General features: G+C 66.6%; 15 protein-coding genes and 1 pseudogene. 4 read left to right on the forward strand and 12 right to left on the reverse strand.

The features are described 5' to 3' along the window. The first annotated feature begins 55 nt into the window (after positions 1–55). Positions 56–1,441: a dihydrolipoyl dehydrogenase gene (lpdA, locus tag ABZW74_RS09380; protein WP_355275805.1), complete on the forward strand. Its 1,386-nt coding sequence runs from the start codon at positions 56–58 to the stop codon at positions 1,439–1,441. A gap of 128 nt (positions 1,442–1,569) precedes the next feature. Continuing rightward, positions 1,570–2,442, forward strand: coding sequence for a 3-methyladenine DNA glycosylase (locus ABZW74_RS09385; protein WP_240859778.1), 873 nt, complete (start codon positions 1,570–1,572; stop codon positions 2,440–2,442). A gap of 14 nt (positions 2,443–2,456) precedes the next feature. On the opposite strand, the gene ABZW74_RS09390 is transcribed toward ABZW74_RS09385, so the two are convergent. The 9 genes and pseudogenes from ABZW74_RS09390 to ABZW74_RS09430 all read right to left on the reverse strand — a co-directional run bounded on the left by ABZW74_RS09390 (position 2,457) and on the right by ABZW74_RS09430 (position 11,230). After that, the gene (locus tag ABZW74_RS09390) at positions 2,457–5,702 is read right to left on the reverse strand and encodes a BTAD domain-containing putative transcriptional regulator (RefSeq protein WP_355275807.1); all 3,246 of its coding nucleotides are present in this window, start codon (positions 5,700–5,702) and stop codon (positions 2,457–2,459) included. 106 nt (positions 5,703–5,808) lie between these two features. Beyond that, positions 5,809–6,615, reverse strand: a complete 807-nt coding sequence (locus ABZW74_RS09395; RefSeq protein WP_355275809.1) for an ABC transporter permease — start codon at positions 6,613–6,615, stop codon at positions 5,809–5,811. Beyond that, positions 6,605–7,315 carry an ATP-binding cassette domain-containing protein gene (locus tag ABZW74_RS09400; RefSeq protein WP_240859772.1) on the reverse strand — a complete coding sequence of 237 codons (711 nt, stop codon included), beginning with the start codon at positions 7,313–7,315 and terminating at the stop codon, positions 6,605–6,607. Before ABZW74_RS09400 ends, ABZW74_RS09395 begins: the two co-directional genes overlap by 11 nt. 17 nt (positions 7,316–7,332) lie before the next feature. Next, entirely contained in the window at positions 7,333–7,809 is a 477-nt protein-coding gene (locus tag ABZW74_RS09405; RefSeq protein WP_240859767.1) for a hypothetical protein, read from the reverse strand. Positions 7,810–7,845: 36 nt separating this feature from the next. Beyond that, positions 7,846–8,547 (reverse strand): transcriptional regulator, encoded by a 702-nt coding sequence (locus ABZW74_RS09410; protein ID WP_355275810.1) that lies wholly within the window; start codon positions 8,545–8,547, stop codon positions 7,846–7,848. 53 nt (positions 8,548–8,600) lie between these two features. Then, on the reverse strand, positions 8,601–8,951 hold the full coding sequence (locus tag ABZW74_RS09415) for a cupin domain-containing protein (RefSeq protein WP_240859763.1): 351 nt from the start codon (positions 8,949–8,951) through the stop codon (positions 8,601–8,603). Beyond that, a pseudogene (locus tag ABZW74_RS09420) lies at positions 8,948–9,762 on the reverse strand (methyltransferase domain-containing protein). The gene ABZW74_RS09415 and the pseudogene ABZW74_RS09420 overlap by 4 nt, the downstream one beginning before the upstream one ends. Before the next feature lie 288 nt (positions 9,763–10,050). Beyond that, a complete protein-coding gene (locus tag ABZW74_RS09425) occupies positions 10,051–10,689 on the reverse strand; it encodes a class I SAM-dependent methyltransferase (RefSeq protein ID WP_240859761.1) in 639 nt (212 codons plus the stop codon). 1 nt (position 10,690) lies between these two features. Further along, positions 10,691–11,230, reverse strand: a complete 540-nt coding sequence (locus tag ABZW74_RS09430; protein WP_240859760.1) for a carboxymuconolactone decarboxylase family protein — start codon at positions 11,228–11,230, stop codon at positions 10,691–10,693. A 54-nt stretch (positions 11,231–11,284) separates the two neighbouring features. Between ABZW74_RS09430 and ABZW74_RS09435 the strand changes: the two genes are divergently transcribed. After that, positions 11,285–11,752: a MaoC family dehydratase gene (locus tag ABZW74_RS09435; protein WP_240859759.1), complete on the forward strand. Its 468-nt coding sequence runs from the start codon at positions 11,285–11,287 to the stop codon at positions 11,750–11,752. 129 nt (positions 11,753–11,881) lie between these two features. Here the strand turns inward: ABZW74_RS09435 and ABZW74_RS09440 are convergent, their stop codons facing one another. From ABZW74_RS09440 to ramB, 3 genes are all read right to left on the reverse strand, one after another. Further along, a complete protein-coding gene (locus ABZW74_RS09440) occupies positions 11,882–13,279 on the reverse strand; it encodes a lipase family protein (protein WP_355275812.1) in 1,398 nt (465 codons plus the stop codon). 196 nt (positions 13,280–13,475) lie between these two features. Next, positions 13,476–14,891 carry a lipase family protein gene (locus tag ABZW74_RS09445; protein ID WP_355275814.1) on the reverse strand — a complete coding sequence of 472 codons (1,416 nt, stop codon included), beginning with the start codon at positions 14,889–14,891 and terminating at the stop codon, positions 13,476–13,478. A 127-nt stretch (positions 14,892–15,018) separates the two neighbouring features. Then, entirely contained in the window at positions 15,019–16,446 is a 1,428-nt protein-coding gene (ramB, locus tag ABZW74_RS09450) for an acetate metabolism transcriptional regulator RamB (protein WP_355275816.1), read from the reverse strand. A gap of 93 nt (positions 16,447–16,539) precedes the next feature. Here ramB and ABZW74_RS09455 point away from each other — a divergent pair, with 93 nt between their 5' ends. Continuing rightward, positions 16,540–17,259, forward strand: a complete 720-nt coding sequence (locus ABZW74_RS09455; RefSeq protein WP_240859751.1) for a hypothetical protein — start codon at positions 16,540–16,542, stop codon at positions 17,257–17,259. Positions 17,260–17,678 lie beyond the last annotated feature (419 nt).

A 17,678-nucleotide genomic window follows, 5' to 3' on the forward strand; every position in this document is an offset into this window, starting at 1 on the left:
GCCGAGTAGCGGGACGCCATGCGCCGACCCCTGGCCCCGACGTAGGCTGGCAGTCGTGGCTGAACACTTTCAAACAGTTGTATTGGGTGCAGGTCCAGGTGGGTACGTCGCCGCGATCCGGTCGGCTCAGCTGGGCATGAAAACCGCCGTCATCGAAGAGAAGTACTGGGGCGGCGTGTGCCTCAACGTCGGGTGCATCCCGTCAAAGGCGCTCCTGCGCAACGCCGAACTCGCGCACATCTTCAACCACCAGGCAAAGACCTTCGGTATGTCCGGCGACGTGTCCTTCGACTTCGGTGCCGCCTTCGACCGCAGCCGCAAGGTGAGCGAGGGCATCGTCAAGGGTGTTCACTTCCTGATGAAGAAGAACAAGATCACCGAGATCGACGGATACGGCAAGTTCAAGGACGCGAAGACGATCGTCGTGGATGACCGGGAGATCACCTTCGACAACGTCATCATCGACACCGGCTCGACGGTGAAGCTGCTGCCGGGCGTCGAACTGTCCGACAACGTGGTCACCTACGAGACCCAGATCCTCACCCGTGAACTGCCCGACTCGATCGTGATCGTCGGCGCCGGTGCCATTGGCATGGAGTTCGGTTACGTCCTCGCCAACTATGGCGTCGACGTGACGATCATCGAGTTCCTCGACCGGGTGCTGCCCAACGAGGACGCCGACGTCTCCAAGGTCATCGCCAAGGAGTACAAGAAGCTCGGCGTCAAGGTGCTCACCTCCACCAAGGTGCAGACCGTCACCGACAACGGCGACAACGTGACGGTCACCTACAAGGATCCGAAGGGCAACGACGGCGAGATCACCGTCGACAAGGTGCTCATGTCCGTGGGCTTCGCACCGCGCGTCGAGGGCTTCGGCCTCGACAAGACGGGCGTCGAACTGACCGAGCGCGGCGCCATCGCGATCGACGACTTCATGCGCACCAACGTCGACGGCATCTACGCCATCGGCGACGTCACCGCCAAGCTGCAGCTCGCCCACGTCGCCGAGGCGCAGGGTGTGGTCGCGGCCGAGACGATGGCCGGTGCGGAGACGATGACCCTGGGCGACTACCGGTTCATGCCGCGGGCCACCTTCTGCCAGCCGCAGGTGGCCTCCTTCGGACTCACCGAGGCCCAGGCCAAGGACGAGGGCTACAACGTCAAGGCCACCACCTTCCCGTTCAGTGCCAACGGCAAGGCGCAGGGCCTCGCGGAGACGGCGGGCTTCGTGAAGCTCGTGACCAACGCCGACACCGACGAGCTGCTCGGCGGACATCTGGTGGGCGACAACGTTTCCGAAATGCTTCCGGAGATGACGCTGGCGCACAAGTGGGACCTCACCGCCAAGGAACTGGCCCGCAACGTGCACACCCACCCGACCATGTCGGAGGCGCTCCAAGAAACGTTCCATGGCGCCATCGGGCACATGATCAACCTGTGAGCAGAGAGCCATCCCGCTCCCTGAGGTGCGAGGAGCGCTAGCGACGAGCCTCGAAGGGCAGGTGAGACGACAGTGTCAGCTCGCCACGGCTTCGAGGCTCGCTGCGCTCGCACCTCAGCCATCGGATGATGTACCACCGTGAGTGGAATCCGCCGTGGCCGTTGAACATCCGAGCCACCGTCGGACTGCATCGTCGCGGAAGCGGCGACCCGGCGTTCACGTACGCGCGCGACGGATCGATCTGGCGGTGTGTGCACACTCCTGACGGACCGGGCACGTTGACGGTTCGATCCGATGCGACCTCGGTGATCGGTCGCGCATGGGGGCCGGGAGCGTCGTGGCTGCTCGATCGGATGCCGGATCTTCTCGGGGCGCGTGATACCCCGGAAGCGCTCGCGCCTCGCGATCAGGTTGTGGCGCAACTGGTTGCGCGATCCGAGGGTTTGCGGATGGGCCGCACCGATCGGGTATGGGAGGCGTTGGTGCCGGCGATACTCGAGCAAAAGGTTGTGGGACGCGAGGCGTGGCGGGCCTGGCGATACCTGCTGCGGCGCTACGGTGATCGGGCTCCGGGGCCGGTTCCTGATCGGATGCGGGTCCCGCCTCCGCCGTCGGTCTGGGCGCAGATCCCGAGCTGGGAGTGGCATCGCAGCGGGGCCGAACCGGTGCGGATGCGGACGATTCGCGGTGCGACGTCGATCGACGTCGAACGGCACGCCGACAGACTGACCGTCTTGCGGGGTGTGGGCCCGTGGACCGAGGCGGAGGTACGGATGCGCGCCGTCGGCGACGCCGACGCCGTGCCGGTGGGTGACTATCACATCCCGTCACTGGTGGGCCAGACACTCATCGGTGAACCGGTCGACGACGACGGCATGCTGGAGCTCCTCGAACCCTACGCCGGACAACGTGGTCGGGTGGTTCGACTGTGCGAGCTGCACGGCACCATGCCGGAACGACACGGTCACCGGATGTCGGTGCGCGACTACCGATCTCTCTGACACGCGACTACAGGTCAGCCGATCTCGTCGAGTTGGCGCAGGAGATCGGCCCGCACCGCGGCGGCCACCTCCCGATGGTGTGCGGCCGCGGCGGAGTCGCCGATGAGATCTGCGAGTCGGGCGAGATGGTCGTCCATGTAGCCGAATACGATGCTGCCGGAGTTCAATCCGGCCACGGTCCCACTCCACCGCCGGAGTTCGTCGTAGAGTGCGGCGGCAGGCTCGGCCATCTGCAGACGGACCAGGGTGTCTGCATGGAACGCCTCGAGCGCACTCCAATAGTAATCGCGCACAGTGCGATACCCGATCTCGGCGACCGCACGGGCCTCGGTTTCCCGCCCGGCGTCGATGAGGGCCGCGGCATAAACCCAGGCGACCGACTCTGGCGCGGTGTCGTATATCTGTTGAATACCGTCGACCAGATGGCCGATCGAGCCACGATTGAACCCGACGCAGAGCGCCCCGATCAGTTCGAACTGCTCCTCGGCGGGATTTCCGGCGGCCCGGAGCTGCCAGGCGATCGCCTGATAGGTCTGTTCTGCCTTGTCCAGATTGCCGCGGAGGGTATCAAGGGCGGCGCCGAAGGTGGCCTGCACAATCACCAACTCGGCGACTTTGCCGCTCGTCGCGGTCTGCAGCGCCGTACTCATCTCGGCATGGGCGGCGGCGATCTCGCCCCGACCGGCTCGCGTGATCGCCATGAAGAAGTGGGCGACGGCCGTGTAATCGACGATGCCTGCCGACTCGGCGGTCTCCACGAACTCGATCGCCGCCGGTAACAGCTCCTCGCGATCGTCGGGTCCGGTGGCCGTGTGAACGCGCGCATTCAGTGCTGCACAGAGCAATTCGGGGTCGCCGGAGGCCCGCGCGATCTCGACGGCCTCGCGCGAACAGGCAGCGGCGTAACGTTCCTCGTTGCCTTCGAACTCGGCGACCGCCGTGACGAGAAGGCGGGCGCGGTCGACGCCTTCGGTGTGCGGCAGCATATCTCGCACGGCCTGACTGATGATCGGGTCGAGCAGTCGGTCGGGACGTGTGGTCCAGATCGACGGTGTCCGCCAGGAGATGAGCACGGCCAGTTCCAGCGATCTGTCACCGACCGTGCGAGCCAGCGTCAGTGCCTGTTCTCGTCGCGCGCGTGCCTCGCCGATCTCGCCGGCATGGGCGAGTGCGGTCACCAGTTCGCACAGTGCGTGTACCGTCGCGGTGCGATCCGGGTCGGCGGCCTCGACGCTGCCGTGGCCGGCCATGGTGTGCAGGTCGACGGCATCGCGCCACAACCCGACAGCATCGGCAGACAGGGTGAACCGTTCCCGGGCAGCCGATTCCACGATCTCCAGTGCCCGGGGCACGGTCGTGGGGCCGGCGCCGAGCGCGGCGTGATAGGCCAACTCGTCAGCTCCGGTTCGGGGGATCGTCTCGAGGATTTCAAAGACCCGCCAATGTAGCCTGCGCCGCCGCAAGGACGGGATGCTGTCGTGGATCGCGTCGTGCATGAGCACGTGGTTGAACCGCACCCGGTCACCGGCGGCGGTCAGCAGTCCGGCCACCACCGCGGAGTCGATGGCGTCGAGCACGGCGTCCTCGGAATCGTCGGGCCACAGCGCGACGAGGGTGTCGATCTCGGACTCGCGTCCGCACACGGCGGCCAGCCGCATCACCGAGACCGCGTCCTCGGGCAGACGTTCGACCCGACTCAGCAGCACCTCGCGCACCCCACTGGGAATTGCTCGCTGCGCCTCCCGCGGTCCACGGGAGGCAACCAGCTTGGCCAATTCCTTGACGAACAACGGATTTCCGTCGGTGCGTGAGCGCAACAGTGCCACCGTGGTGTCGTCGATGGGATCGAGGCCGGCGTCGGCGGCCAGCTGACGGATGCCTATGTCGGAGAGCCCGGCAAGCGTGAGCTGATCGGCGGTGATGGCGATGAGTGCCGCACCGGTGGCGAGCAATTCGACTCCGGCCTCGGATGCCCGATAGGTCGCCACCACCAGGATCGGATGTTCGGCCAGCCAGGTCATCGTCTGACGGAGGATCTGAAGTGTGGCGCTGTCGGCACGGTGCACATTGTCGAGGACGAGGAGCGCTCCGGTGTCGGTGAGTGCTTCGGTCGCCGCGGTCACCTGGCGTGCGATGGCGAAGGGGTCATCGGCGGCCGGACCCTGGCCCAGCGCCTCCACGATCTCGCGCCATGCCCACGCGGTGGGCGCACCGTCGACCTCGGGGCAGTGTCCGATGGCGGTCGTCCATCCCTGGGCGCCAAGCCGATTGACCAGTCCACGAGCCAGCGTCGACTTCCCGCCCCCGGCCTCGGCGGTGATCCACACCATGCGTAAACCGGTGCGACGCGCGGTATCTGCGTGCGTCGTGAGCTTCTCCAACTCGGCTTCGCGTCCAGCGAACTCGGTGTATGAAGCGGTCGGTGCGGGCAGGAGAGTGGGTGCACTCGGCGGTGCCGCCGAAGCGAGCGTCGTGGTACCCCCGAGGTTCGGATCATGTTGCAGGATAGCGCTTTCCAGATCGCGCAGCGCCGGCGTCGGGTCGACGCCGAGTTCCTCGGAGAGGTAGCGCCGGACCGTCCGCAGCGTCTCCAGTGCATCGGCCTGACGGCCCAACCGATATTGGGCGAGCGCCAGCAGGCGAAAGAGCTCTTCACGGGTGGGGTGGGTGCCACACAGAGAGGGAAGCGTCGCTGCAACGTCCGCGGCGCGGCCGAGTTCGAGTGCGGCGGAGGCACGTTGCTCGATGGCGGCCAGGTGGAGCTCGCCGAGACGAGCGACTTCACCGCGGGCCCAGTCATCGGCGGCGTGCGCGCCGTATGGTTCGCCCTGCCAGAGGGCGAGCGCGGCGTCGAGCTGCGCCAATCGCTCGCGTGCGTCGTCGTTCTGACTGGCGACGACATCGTCGAACTGCCACAGATCCACCGCCGACCGGGACAGCCGCAGCGCGTATCCCGGTGCTTCGCTGATCAGGATGCGCGCGGGCGTCCGCGGTGCTCGGTCGGGTTCCAGGATGCGACGGAGATTGGAAATGTGCACCTGCAGCCCGGCGAGCGCTTTCGGCGGCGGCTCGCCGTTCCAGAGGTCGTCGATGAGGCGATCGGTGGACACCACATGTCCGTTCGCGGCGACGAGTCGCGCAAGCACCGCTCGTTCGCGACGTGACTTGATCTCCGCGCGCTCGCCGTCGACCTCCACGCGGACCGTACCCGACATCCTCACCGAGACGGCGCGAGGCGAGGTCCCGGCGTCCGCCGACATCGCTCACCCTCCTCGCTGCGGCGTCGATCTGAGTTGGGCCGCTTCCGTACAGTATCGCCGTGTCGAGGGTGGCGTGTGTCGTTCAGGTGTGCGAATGGACGTTGCGTCAGCGCCGACGCAGCGTGAGCACGCCGCATCCGAGGACGAAGACGGCCGTGGCAATCGCCGCGACGTATGCCAGTGCGCCGTCGACGCCCCACGGCGGGAGGAACGCGAGTTCCTGTCCGGTGGCGTAGACGCCGTTGAGGAAGGGCATGTACGACTGCAGGGTGTAGCCGTTCGTGATGAGGCTGATCGCATTCTCGATGATGTAGGTCCAGCCGAGGAGAATCGCGACCGCGGTGGCCGGGTGGCCGACGATCGCGGCGAGTCCCACCCCGATGCCGACGGCGAGCACGCCGTAGATCGGCACGGTCACGATGAATCGGACGCCGGCCGCGGATGCGATGTCGACGCCCCCGTAGACGCGTGGAAAGACGTTGGGCAGCAAGATCATCACCACACACGCCAGTACCGCGGAGCAGAGCGCAGCCCACGCTCCGTAGACGATCCACCGGGCCAGCGCAGCCGTGGCCGACCGCGGATACAGGTAGCGCGACATCTCGCCGACCGCGCCGCGCTCGCCGGTGGCCTGTGCGAACGTCGCGATCACGGCCCAGGCGATCACGGTGAAGGTGATGACCCAGTACACCGAGTTGGTGGTCGCCACCGACGTGACCTGGATGGTGCTCGAGATCGACGCGAAGCGCTCGCTCACCATCGCCACTCCCAGCGTGACGATCAGCGGGAGCAGCACGGCAGCCGGGATGGCGCCGAAGAGCAGGATGCTTCGGCGGCCGCCGGATCGGGTGATCTCCGCACGTACTGCGCGTCCGAGTTGGCCAGTGGCGCAGCGCAAACGATCAGTGGCCATGCGTCGTACCGCCGACCGCCGCGACATACGCGTCTTCGAGAGAGGCGTGCCCGACGACGAAGTCGTCGACACCTGCGTCGGCGATGATCCGTCCACGGTCGAGGACGATCACCCGATCGCCGGTCCGGGCCACTTCGTCCATGAGGTGCGATGCGGTGAGCAGGCAGCGGCCCTCGGCGGTGAGCTCGCGCAAAAGATTGCGCAGCCAACGGATTCCGTCGATGTCGAGGCCGTTGACCGGCTCGTCGAGCAGGATCGTCGGTGCGTCGCCGAGGAGTGCGGCCGCCAACCCGAGACGCTGCGTCATGCCGAGAGAGAAGTCGGAGACGCGTCGCGTCGCGGACTCTGCCAGCCCCACCTTGTCGAGGAGTTCGTCGGCCCGGCGCCGATCGACTCCGCCCGCGTCGGCGAGCCCGTGCAGATGGCGTCGCGCGGTGTGGCCGGGATGATGGGCATCGGCGCCGAGGTGGATGCCGACCTCCGTGAGCGGACGACACTGCCGCGCAAGGTATCTGCCGTTGACCCTGGCCGTGCCGCCGTCGGGCCGGGTGATGCCGGAGACGGTGCGCAGCAGGGTGGACTTTCCGGCGCCGTTGCGGCCCAGGAGATACACGAGTTCTCCCGGGCGCACGGTTGCCGACACCTCGTCGAGGACGGTCTGCCCACCGAGGCGGACCGTCAGGCGATCGATCTCGATCATTCTCGTGGCCGAGCGCCTCAGCGGTTGCAGTAGATGTTGAGGCCCACTGTCTTGACGCCCTGGCACAGGGAGTTCGCCGACAGCTTCCAGTTGCCGTCGAGCTTCTTGAACTCGACGGTCATCATGATGGTGGGGCGGCCGACGGAGCCGCTGTTCAGGGTCGCGGTGACGCTGTTGCCGCGCTGGACGAGCGGTCCGGTGACCTCGTTCCAGCCGCGGGGCGCTCGGAACAAGCCGAGGCTGTAGACGGTCTTGGGAACGACGACGGCGTTCATCCCGCCTTCCACGTTGGCGGCCTTGGCCTGGTCGGACGCCGGTGTTTCGACCAGGAATTCGACGATGTCGTTGAGGTCGGCCAGGGTGGGGCGGTCGGTGGTGACCTTGAAGTTCGGCGGGAAGGTCTTGGCTTGTGCGGGTCCGCCGGCGACCAGGACTCCGGTGATGGCGAGCATCAGGGCGACGACGGCGATCAGGGCGGTGCGGAATGTGGACATAAAAAGGAATCTAATCCTCTAAATATGAGGCAACCCTTATCGCTGTGTGGCATCCGTCGCCGCGGGTTCTGTCGCGCGCACCCGCGACAGCCGAAGGGTGATCTCGCAGTCGCCCGCGGGATCGGGTACGACGTCGACCAGGTACTGCGACGCCAAGGCGGCAGAACTCGACGCCAGGGTCTGTTCGATGACGCCGCGGGCCACCCCGCGCGCGACTTCGGGATGATGGCGCCCGATGTCCTTGAGGGGGCAGGAGCAGATGCGGAGTTCGTGGGTGCCGAACGCGCTCATGACGATGGACACGCGGAATCCGAGAGCGGTCAGGGTCTCGACCGCGACCGTGATCGGATCCGGCAGTGCCACATCGGCATGCGACGGTGGGTTGAGGCGAGACAGCGCGTTGACGTCGGCCCACACGCGGCCGGCGTCGGCGGCGGCGTGTTCTCGTGCGGCCGAGGTGGAACCGAGTTGTGCCAGCAAGTGTCCGATGAGGTCGTCGACCGGTGGCGCGGACACGGCCCGATAGCCGATCCGGGGTCGGCCGGCGGTCGTCGAGCGTAGTTCGACGGTCGACGCGGCGTCGTCGGACACGAGTTTGTTCAGATGGAAACGCGCGGTGGTCACGTGGATGTCGAGGGCGTCGGCGACCTCGCGCGCATCCACCGGCGCGCCGCGATCGGCAAGGATGGCGAGCACCTTGTCGCGTTGCGCGTTGTCGCGCGAACGGGATGCGGGCATGGGCTGCTCCTGGGGTGAATCTGGGCTGTGTCCAGGACTTTACGGGCTTGCGCTCATCCGGTCTCGGCTACGTCTTCGAGGATGAGCAGGGTGACGACGGCGTCGGTGACAGCGGTGAGCGCATGGGTGACGCCGGTCTCGACGTGGACGGCCGAGCCCGGGCGCACTGTCACGTTCTCGTCGCCGATCGTGAACTGCACCTCGCCGACTTGTCCGAGCACCAGGATGGGGCGTCCGGCCCGATGATCGGCCATCGACTGCCCCGCCCGAAACGACAGGCGGAGGATGTTCACGCCGGTGGCGCGGGCCATCGCGGTGATGTCGGGTCGCGGGCCGGTGCCGTCGCCGGTCAGGTCGGCGAGACCTGTCACGGTGGTCGACGTGCGGGTGTGTGCGGGGCTCATGACTGGTTCGGTTTCACGGCAATGACCTCGATGGCCGCGAGTTGGTCCCGATACTTGGTGAACGTGGCGCGCATGCCGAGGACGCGGCTGCGTGCGTCCTTGTCGCGCAGCACGTTGCGACGAACTTGAGCGTTCGCAGCGGCCCCTCGTCGGCGAGCACGCGCCGCGGCTGCAACAGCGCCATCTTGGCGAAGCCTACCTTCGCGATCTCGAAACCGGCGTCGGTCAACAGCTTTCGCCATTCCTGCTCGGTGAGCGGTCGGGCGTTGACCTTGATCGAGCGCGCGAGTTGTTTGCGGATCTCGGTCTTCGCCTCGTCGGGCAGGGTGTCGGGATGGAGTGCGAGTTCGTGGATGGCGTAGCGTCCGCCGGGCCGCAGCACGCGGAAGGCCTCGGCAACGATGTCGGCCTTGGCCCGGTCCGATTGCATCGTCAGCATCGCCTCGCCGATCGCTACGACGACGCTGTCGGCGTCGAGTCCGGTTGCCGCGGCGTCGCCGGGGATGACGCGCCCACGATCGCCGACGACGTCCTCGGTGAGCCCGGCGGCCGCAGAGTCGGATTCGACGCCCACATAGGTTTTCGGGTTTCGATCGATGATGGACCGTGCGGTCTTGCCGAGACCCGGCGCGATCTCGAGGACGTCGGCGTCGCTCAACTCGGCGTCGTCGAGCAGTTGCTCGGTGAGCTCACGACCACCGGGCCGCAGCACCAGCTTGCCCAGTCGTGCCAGCAACCAGTGACCGGGCATGTCCTCGGTCTTGCGTGCGGCAAACGGCAGTTCATCGTGGCTGGCCTGCTGACCGGACATCACTACTCCTCGGGATCGGCTATTTAGAGGATAGCTCTACTCCAAATGGTCGACAATCCTGGCTGTGGTGCGTTCCGCTCGCTGTCGCCGGCTGAGCGTCCAGCTCCGCCGGCTGAGGTGCGAGGAGCGCAAGCGACGAGCCTCGAAGCTCCTGGTGAGAGGACATTGTCGTCTCACCAGGACCCTTCGAGGCTCGCAGGCTCGCACCTCAGGGAGCGGTGGTAGGCCGCTTCTCGCGCGCCTCAGCTCGGGAAGCACGGTAGGGGTAGGAATGGGACTTTCGTCGGATCAGGGTTTGACGCCGATAACGTACTGACCCTGGCCGGTGATGGTCTGCTCGACGTCGTCGAGTCCGGCGTTGCGCAATCCGTCGACGATCTCGTGGCGATCGAAGATCCGGTAGCCGGTCGCGCCGGCCGCTTCGCGGACCCCGGGCAGCGCGCTGACCCTGGTGACCACGGAGGTGAAGATGATGACCTCGCCGCCCGGCTTGGTCACCCGGGCGAGCTCATCGAGCACGGGCAGGGGGTCGGGGATCAGGTAGAGCGCCGCGAGGCAGGTCACCGTGTCGAAGGTGTTGTCGGCGAACGGCATCGCGTGTGCGTCACCACGCACGTACCCGGTCTTCTCGGTGGTGTTGGTGCGTGCTGCCTGCGTGAGCATGGGGGCGGAGTAGTCGATGCCGATGCACCGTCCGTCGCCGGTGAGGCCGTCGGCGATGCGTCGGGTGTAATTTCCTGGGCCGCAGGCGACGTCGAGGACCAGGCGCTCACCGGGACGGCACAGGTAGGCCTGCAGGGCGCGGTCGTAGTCTTCGGTCGCGGTGCCGCCGAAGCTGAACAGCCGGGTGAACGTCGGGCGCCAAAGATGTTCGTAGACTTGGGCAAAGAGTGGGTTCTGCATGAACCGCTGGCTCAAGGACTCCATGTCAGACCCGGGTGTCGCGCTGGATGCGCAACGTGTGGATGGTCGTGGCGAGCGTGTCGTACTGTCCGGCCAGAAGGACGAACGCGATCAGCCGGCGATCATCGAGGTGGCGCGTAAGCGCCGACCACGCGGTGTCGGAGATGTCCTGATTCTCGATCAGCTCGTCGACCGCCCGCAGCATCGCGCGTTCCCGATCTCCCCAGCCCGCGTCGCCGGGCCCGGCGAGGATCTGGGCGAACATCGCGTCGTCGATGCCCGCACGGCGTCCCAGGCGACGGTGATGATCGAGTTCGTAGTCGCACTTGCGCAAGTGTGCGACGCGGATGATGATCATCTCGGATTCCTTGCGCGACAAGGTGCCGAACGGCATCAGGCGTCCCGAGTAGTGCAGCCAGGCACGGAACACACCGCGGGTGCGGCCCAGGGTCGAGAAGATGCGGGCGTTGTCGACGCCGATCACGCGGGCCGCGCCGCGCGCGAAGACCCAGTTGATGGGTCCCAGATCCCAGAATTCTCCCGGAGTGACGCGAGGGGTGCTCATGGACGCAACGGTAGACTACGACGCCGGACATCCACGAGACCCAGATCACGAAACATGGAGAACGCAATGGCGCGCACATTCACATCCGTCGAAGAACTCACCGCCGCGATCGGCGAGGACCTCGGATCGGGCGAATGGCTCGAGATCACGCAGGATCGGGTCAACGCGTTTGCCGACGCGACCGGCGATCACCAGTGGATTCACGTCGACCCCGAGCGCGCGAAGTCGGGTCCGTTCGGCGCTCCGATCGCCCACGGCTACCTCACGCTGTCCTTGTTGCCGATGCTGGCCGGCGGAATCTTCACGGTCGAGGGCCCCAAGTTGGTCATCAACTACGGACTGAACAAGGTGCGCTTCCCCAACCCGGTCGTCGTGGGTTCACGCATCCGCGCCAACGCGGTCATCACCTCGGTCGACGAGACCCCGGCCGGAGTCAACGTCGTGGTGAAGAACGTCGTCGAGATCGAGGGTGCCGACAAGCCGGCGTGCGTCGCCGAGAACGTGCGCGTGCTGGTTTTCTGACTCGACGGGTGGGGTGGCCGATCACTACCCGTCGGAAATGTGTACCTGGGAGATTGACGAAATGCACAGTGCACTTGGTCGGACTCGGGGGTACAGAGATCCGACGGGTGGCGATGTCCGACGCCCCGCTCAGCCCCGGCAGTTCGACTTCGCCGGAACGCCCTGCAACCGCGCGTCGAGCCAGGCCAACGCGTCCCGGAACGCGACGAAAACGGTGGTCATGTGTTCCCCAGGGTACTCGCGGTAGGTGGCGTCGACGCCGAGGCGACACTGTTCGGCGAACAGTGAGCGTGCCTGGCTCGCCGGAATCCACCACTCCTGCGCGCCGTGGTAGATGAAGATCGGCATGGCGGCCTTGTCGCCGGCCATCTCGGTCACCTCGAAGACGTGCTCGGCGGCCGGCGTCCGGAACGGGTCGGGGTCGGTCGACAGCATCTGGGTGGCACCGAAGGTGAAGCCGAAATAGCCCATCGTTCCGGTGCAGAGATTCTTGAGGAGGTCGTTGGTGGCGAGTTGCCGGGCGAGGTTGTTGGCCAGCGTCAGCAACTCGGGCCGCTCACGCGCTATTCCCAGGATCGCCGCGTGGAAGACGCCCGACGCGAGGTTCGCGTTCATCGCACCGGCCAAAGCACGGTAGTCGGCCGGGACACCGCCAATTGCCGCACCCACGAACCGCTTCGCCACATCCGGTGCATACGACGACGCGAGTTTCGCGGTCGCGTTGGTGGCGATCGCGCCCCCGGAGTAGCCGAGCATCACCAGGGGTCCGGACCCGAAGTTGTTCGGGTCGTAGACGCTTGCGGCCCGGACCGCGTCCAGAACCACATGCGCCGCGACATAGGGCTCCGCATACGCCATCCGTGCACCGGTGTGGTCGGGGACGATCACCGCGTACCCGCGTTTGAGCGATTCCTGCGTCGTCTCCGGTCGTAGGTCGGTGCTGTTGGTGTCGTCGGTCTTCCCGTGCGCGAACGTGTATCCGGTGGTACAGCGCGTGCCCAGTGCGACGATCGGTGGGTTGTTCACCATGACCGGACGCTTGCCGCGACCTGTCCACGTGGTCGGCGGCACAAACAGTGTGGCGGTGGCGAACAACGGACGGCCGGCAGCGTCGACGGTGCGGAATTTGATCTGCCGTGCATAGCGCACCCGGACCTCGAGTAGAGGCGCGGCGACGGGTGCGACGTCGCGTGTGGACATGATCGCGCCGGGGCGGTACCTCGCCAGGTCTGCGGGCCAGTCGTCGAAGAACCGGTCGCCGGTGGGCGACGGCATGATTGCTTCTCGCAGCTCCTGGAGTGCGCGGTCGGCGCCGGGCGTCTGCGCGCGCATCGGGATCCGGGCGAGTCGCGGAATGTTCGGCGCCGGCACAGCGTCCTCGATGTCGTGGGACAGTTGACCCGGTGCAGGCATGAGATTCGGCGGGTCGGCCGCCGCGGTGGCGGTGGTCGTCGCCAGTGCGACGATCGTGACCGTCGTGACGATCGTGCGCAGCTTCCAACGACGCGACCAGGGTCGACCCGGCATCGACAACTCCTCCGTGCTCAGCCCCCGCCCGGAGTCTAGAGTGTGCCGAGATCGGGTGCACGACAGCCCTGTCGGACATTCGGCCAAGATGGTTCCTGCCAGCTGCGTTGTTGTCTCACCATGCCCTTCGAGGCTCGCAAGCTCGCACCTCAGGGAGCGGTAAGCGGCAGGGAGGTGGATCAGCAGAAGCTTCGCATCACCGACGACAGGTCGACCTCGCGGGGATGCCGCGCAACCGTGCGTCGAGCCAGGTGATCGCGTCCGGGTAGCCGACCATGATGCCGGTGAGGTGTTCGGCGAAGACCTCGCGGTAGGTAGCGGTGGCGCCGAGGCGGCATTGCTCGCGGAAGAGATTGCGGGCGCCGGCTGCGGGGATCCACCATTCGTAGGTGCCGTTGTAGATATAGAGCGGCACAACGGATTTCCGGTCGGACATCTTGGTGACCCGATAGATGTTCTCGGCCACCGGGGAACGGAACGGGTCGGGGTCGTTGGACATCAGCTGCATGGGCATGAACGTCTGGCCCGCCAGGGCCGCGGGTAGCACGCAGACGTTCTTCAGCGGGGAGCTTGCGATCCATTGCGCCGCATGGTTTGCCATGGTGAGGATCTCCGGTCGCTCGCGGGCGATGCCGAAGGTCGCCGCGTGAAACAGTCCGGTCGCGAGATTGGCGTTCATGCTGCCGACGAGCATCCGGAAGTCGGCGGGCACGCCGCCGAGGGTCGCGCCGACGATCCGGGGCGCGACGTCGGGTGCGTAGCCGGCGGCCAGTTTGGTGGCGCCGTTGGTGGCGATGGCGCCACCCGAGTAGCCGGTGATGCCGATTCTGCTGCGCCCGAACAGCTTCGGATTGTACGCGGCGGCTGCACGCAGGGAGTCGAGAACGATATGGCCGGCGGTGGTGGGTTCGGCGTAGGCCATCCGCGGCCCCTGGTGGTCGGGCACGATCACGGAGTAACCGCGAGCGAGGGCGAGTTGTGAGCTGGGCGGAAAGAAGTCGGTGAAACCCGTTGCGGCACCGAGGCCGTGCGCGAGGGTGGCACCCGGGGTGCAGGCCGCGCCGAGGGAGTCGATGGGCAGGTTGTTGACCAGGATGGGTCGAGGACCGCGACCTCGCCATGCCTGCCTCGGAATCAGAATGGTGGCTGTCCCGAAGGACGGGCGACCGATGGCATCACGGGTGGCGAACTTGATCTGGCGGGCCGACGAAATCGGTGCGGTCACCAGCAATCCGGCCGGCCAGGTCACGTCGCGGGTCGCCAGCAACTCGCCCGGTCGGCGTTGCGCCAGGTCGGGTGCCCACCTGTCGAAGAACGGATCACCGGACGGGGTGGGGAGGACGGCTTCGCGCAGCTCCTGGAGTCGTCGACTCATGCCGGGCGTCACGGCCCGCTGCGGAATGCGACGCAGGTGCGGGTACGGGGGAGCGGGCACCGTGCCGTCGATCGCATGGGGAATCTGTGGCGGAACGCCGATCATGTTGGGCGGGTCGGCTGCCGCGGGCGCGGCGCCGGATACCAACAGGGGAACTGCCAGCACGGCAACAAAGGCCGAGATCAGCGCTCCGGAACGGCGTGCTGAGATGGTGTTCGAAACCCGGTGCACAACCATGAGGAATCCCCTCTGACGTGGGAAATCCCCGCGATTTCCGCACATCTCGGAGGCTAGGACGATCTGTTGGTCAACCGTCCGGGACACGCGACTGAGTCGGGCGACCGTTACGGGATTGTGATGTACGTCACTCCATCTCGGTGTTCATGTACGGCGACACGGTGCTGCGGTGCTCCTGGACCCGCAGGGGTGCGCCCAGCGCAGGAAAGGCGCGCTGCGGACACTTCAGCCGTTCGCACACGCGACAACCGGCACCGATCGGGGTCACCCGAGCCTGCGGCCCGATCTCGAGGCCGTCGGAGTAGACGACGCGTCCGGCATGGCGCAGCTCGCATCCGAGGCCGATGGCGAAGGTCTTGCCGGACTGCCCGTATCGCGCAGCGCGTCGCTCGACGGTGCGCGCCACCCACAGGTAGTTACGACCGTCGGGCATCTCGGCGACCTGCGTGGAGATCTTTCCGGGCGACGCGAAGGTCTCGTACACGTTCCACAGCGGGCAGGTGCCACCGCTCGACGAGAAGTGAAAGCCGGTGGCGGACTGTCGTTTCGACATGTTCCCGGCACGGTCGACGCGGACGAACGACCACGGAATACCGCGAAGGTTCGGCCGCTGAAGGGTCGAGAGTCGATGGCAGATCGTTTCATAGGACACCGCGTAGAAAGCCGAGAGCCGCTCGATGTCGTATCGGAAATCCTCTGCAGCGCCGTGGAATTGGGTATACGGCAGGACGGCTGCGGCGGCGAAGTAGTTGGCCAGACCGAGCATGGCGAGCGATCGGGCGTCGTCGCTGGTGAAGTTCCCCTCGTCGATCAGCTGGTCGAGGAGATCGCGGTACTCGAGCAAACAGAGTTCGGTGGCGAGCTTGAACGTCCGCTGCCCGGCGGACAAGGCGGCGGAGAACTCGAGCCGTCGGGTTTCGGGGTCGTATCGGTGCAGGGTGTAGTCGCCGAGGTCGACGCGGCGCACTATCCGGACGCCGTGGAGCGCCTCGAGCCGGTTGGTGATCTCGCGTCGGATGTCCGCCGAGTGCATGCGCATGCGCGCGGTCATGTCCTCGGCGGCGACGTCGAGTTCGTGAATGTAGTTGCGGCGATGCGAGAAGTAGTCGCGAACCTCCTCGTGGGGCGCGGTGATGGTGCCACGCATACTGCGGTCGCCGCGCTCGTCGGTGGCCGCGGCGAGCTGATCGGTGGCCACGCGGTAACGACGGTGCAGGTTGACCATTGCCTGCGCCATCTCCGGGTGGGCCGTGACGAGCGAACTGATCTCGTGGGCGTCGAGCGTGCCTGATGCTGCTTCGACGTCGTCGTCGAGCAGAACCTCGCGGAGTTCGGCGACGAGCCGAACGTCGTCCTGGGAATCGAAGAAGCCCGCGTCGACGCCGAAGGCGTCGGTGATCTTGGTGAGCACCTTGGCGGTGAGGGGGCGAGCGTCGTGTTCGATCTGATTGAGGTACGACGGTGATATGGACAGCGCCTGGGCGAGGGCGACCTGCGACAGCCCCCGTTCGGAGCGGAGCTGTCGGAGCCGTGATCCGACGTAGGTCCTGGTCATCGTGCCTGCCCTCGAAATACGGGTGTGTTCTCAGGGTACGGTGACGGCGTGCGGGTGCTCAGGGGGACGACGATTGTGCGGATCCTTCTGTGCGTGATTGTTCTCGTCGTCGTTGCCGGCTGCGGCCGGACGGCCGATGTGCCGGACCGGCGATTGGCGCCGGCCGATCTGCTCCTCGCGCCGTCGGATCTTCCTCCGGGTTTTGTGGTCACGCCGCTCTCGGTTGCCGATCTGGCCGCGAGCAATCGCGTTGCCTTCGACGACGCCAAGACGGCGCGATTCGCGCCCGATTTCTGCCGGCCGACGGCCGACGCCACGCTGAACGACCAACTGCGCGCCGACAACTCGGCGGTCCTGGCAGCTCGTCGACTCAACACGGGGCTGGTGGAGCTCGTGACGACGCAGCGGCGCGACCTGGGTGCCGATCTCTTTGCGACCTCGGGGCGATGTGCCCGGACCGAGACGACCATCACCAAGGGCAACCTGGCGGGAACCCGCATAGTCACCGAGTACACCGCGCTGCCCGTGCCGCCGATCGACGGTGGTCTGCGTTCGGGTGAACGTGCCGTGCTTGTCCGCTCCACGGTCACCACCACGTTGCCCGACCGCGGGGTCCGCACCCAGATCGGCTTCGCCGGGTACGCGTTGCTCAACCGTGCGTCCTCCGGAGAGGTGACCGTGCAGTTGACCGTCGCGGGCGAGGCATCCCGCGCAACCAACCCGCCGACGCCGGGCCTCGCGCCCCTCTCCGACGCCGGCTTTGTCGACCTCTTCGGCAAGGCGCTGCAGAAGGTGACCAACTCCGACCGGTGATCGTCGGGAACTCGGGCCGACGGACATACCGTCGCCCTTGTGAAAATGCTCACACCAACCTCCCGATGGACGACGCGGTGTCCAGGTGTCCCGCACGCCGATGGGTACTCGCGGGTAGCTTCGCGATCGCGAAAAACGCAGTACGCGCGTACTTTTTGGCGTCCGGGGCCCATGTCTTCACACCTCAAGATTTGCAAACTTTGCAAACCGGCGTCAAAAACTTGCCCACTTTTGCATCCTAAAGCGATTGGACCTGCAGGTTTGTCCTATGGCACCCTAGGTGCAGGCACCACCGAGGGATGCCGTCGGTTTCGCAAATGTTCGGCTTTGAGTCACCTGAGCCGAAAGGCTCGCGGACCCGAGCGCGCCGTCGGATGTCTGTCAGCCGATACCCGGCGGCCCCGCCGGGTCGTCCCGAC

This window comes from Gordonia sp. NPDC003585 (genome assembly GCF_040610755.1).
Taxonomy (GTDB): domain Bacteria; phylum Actinomycetota; class Actinomycetes; order Mycobacteriales; family Mycobacteriaceae; genus Gordonia.

Coding starts and splice junctions, on each gene's coding strand:
- ABZW74_RS09385 (WP_240859778.1), top strand. CDS start 1,570: ATGTACCACCGTGAGTGGAATCCGCCGTGGCCGTTGAACATCCGAGCC.
- ABZW74_RS09390 (WP_355275807.1), bottom strand. CDS start 5,702: ATGTCGGCGGACGCCGGGACCTCGCCTCGCGCCGTCTCGGTGAGGATG.
- ABZW74_RS09395 (WP_355275809.1), bottom strand. CDS start 6,615: ATGGCCACTGATCGTTTGCGCTGCGCCACTGGCCAACTCGGACGCGCA.
- ABZW74_RS09400 (WP_240859772.1), bottom strand. CDS start 7,315: ATGATCGAGATCGATCGCCTGACGGTCCGCCTCGGTGGGCAGACCGTC.
- ABZW74_RS09405 (WP_240859767.1), bottom strand. CDS start 7,809: ATGTCCACATTCCGCACCGCCCTGATCGCCGTCGTCGCCCTGATGCTC.
- ABZW74_RS09410 (WP_355275810.1), bottom strand. CDS start 8,547: ATGCCCGCATCCCGTTCGCGCGACAACGCGCAACGCGACAAGGTGCTC.
- ABZW74_RS09415 (WP_240859763.1), bottom strand. CDS start 8,951: ATGAGCCCCGCACACACCCGCACGTCGACCACCGTGACAGGTCTCGCC.
- ABZW74_RS09425 (WP_240859761.1), bottom strand. CDS start 10,689: ATGGAGTCCTTGAGCCAGCGGTTCATGCAGAACCCACTCTTTGCCCAA.
- ABZW74_RS09430 (WP_240859760.1), bottom strand. CDS start 11,230: ATGAGCACCCCTCGCGTCACTCCGGGAGAATTCTGGGATCTGGGACCC.
- ABZW74_RS09435 (WP_240859759.1), top strand. CDS start 11,285: ATGGAGAACGCAATGGCGCGCACATTCACATCCGTCGAAGAACTCACC.
- ABZW74_RS09440 (WP_355275812.1), bottom strand. CDS start 13,279: ATGCCGGGTCGACCCTGGTCGCGTCGTTGGAAGCTGCGCACGATCGTC.
- ABZW74_RS09445 (WP_355275814.1), bottom strand. CDS start 14,891: ATGGTTGTGCACCGGGTTTCGAACACCATCTCAGCACGCCGTTCCGGA.
- ramB (WP_355275816.1), bottom strand. CDS start 16,446: ATGACCAGGACCTACGTCGGATCACGGCTCCGACAGCTCCGCTCCGAA.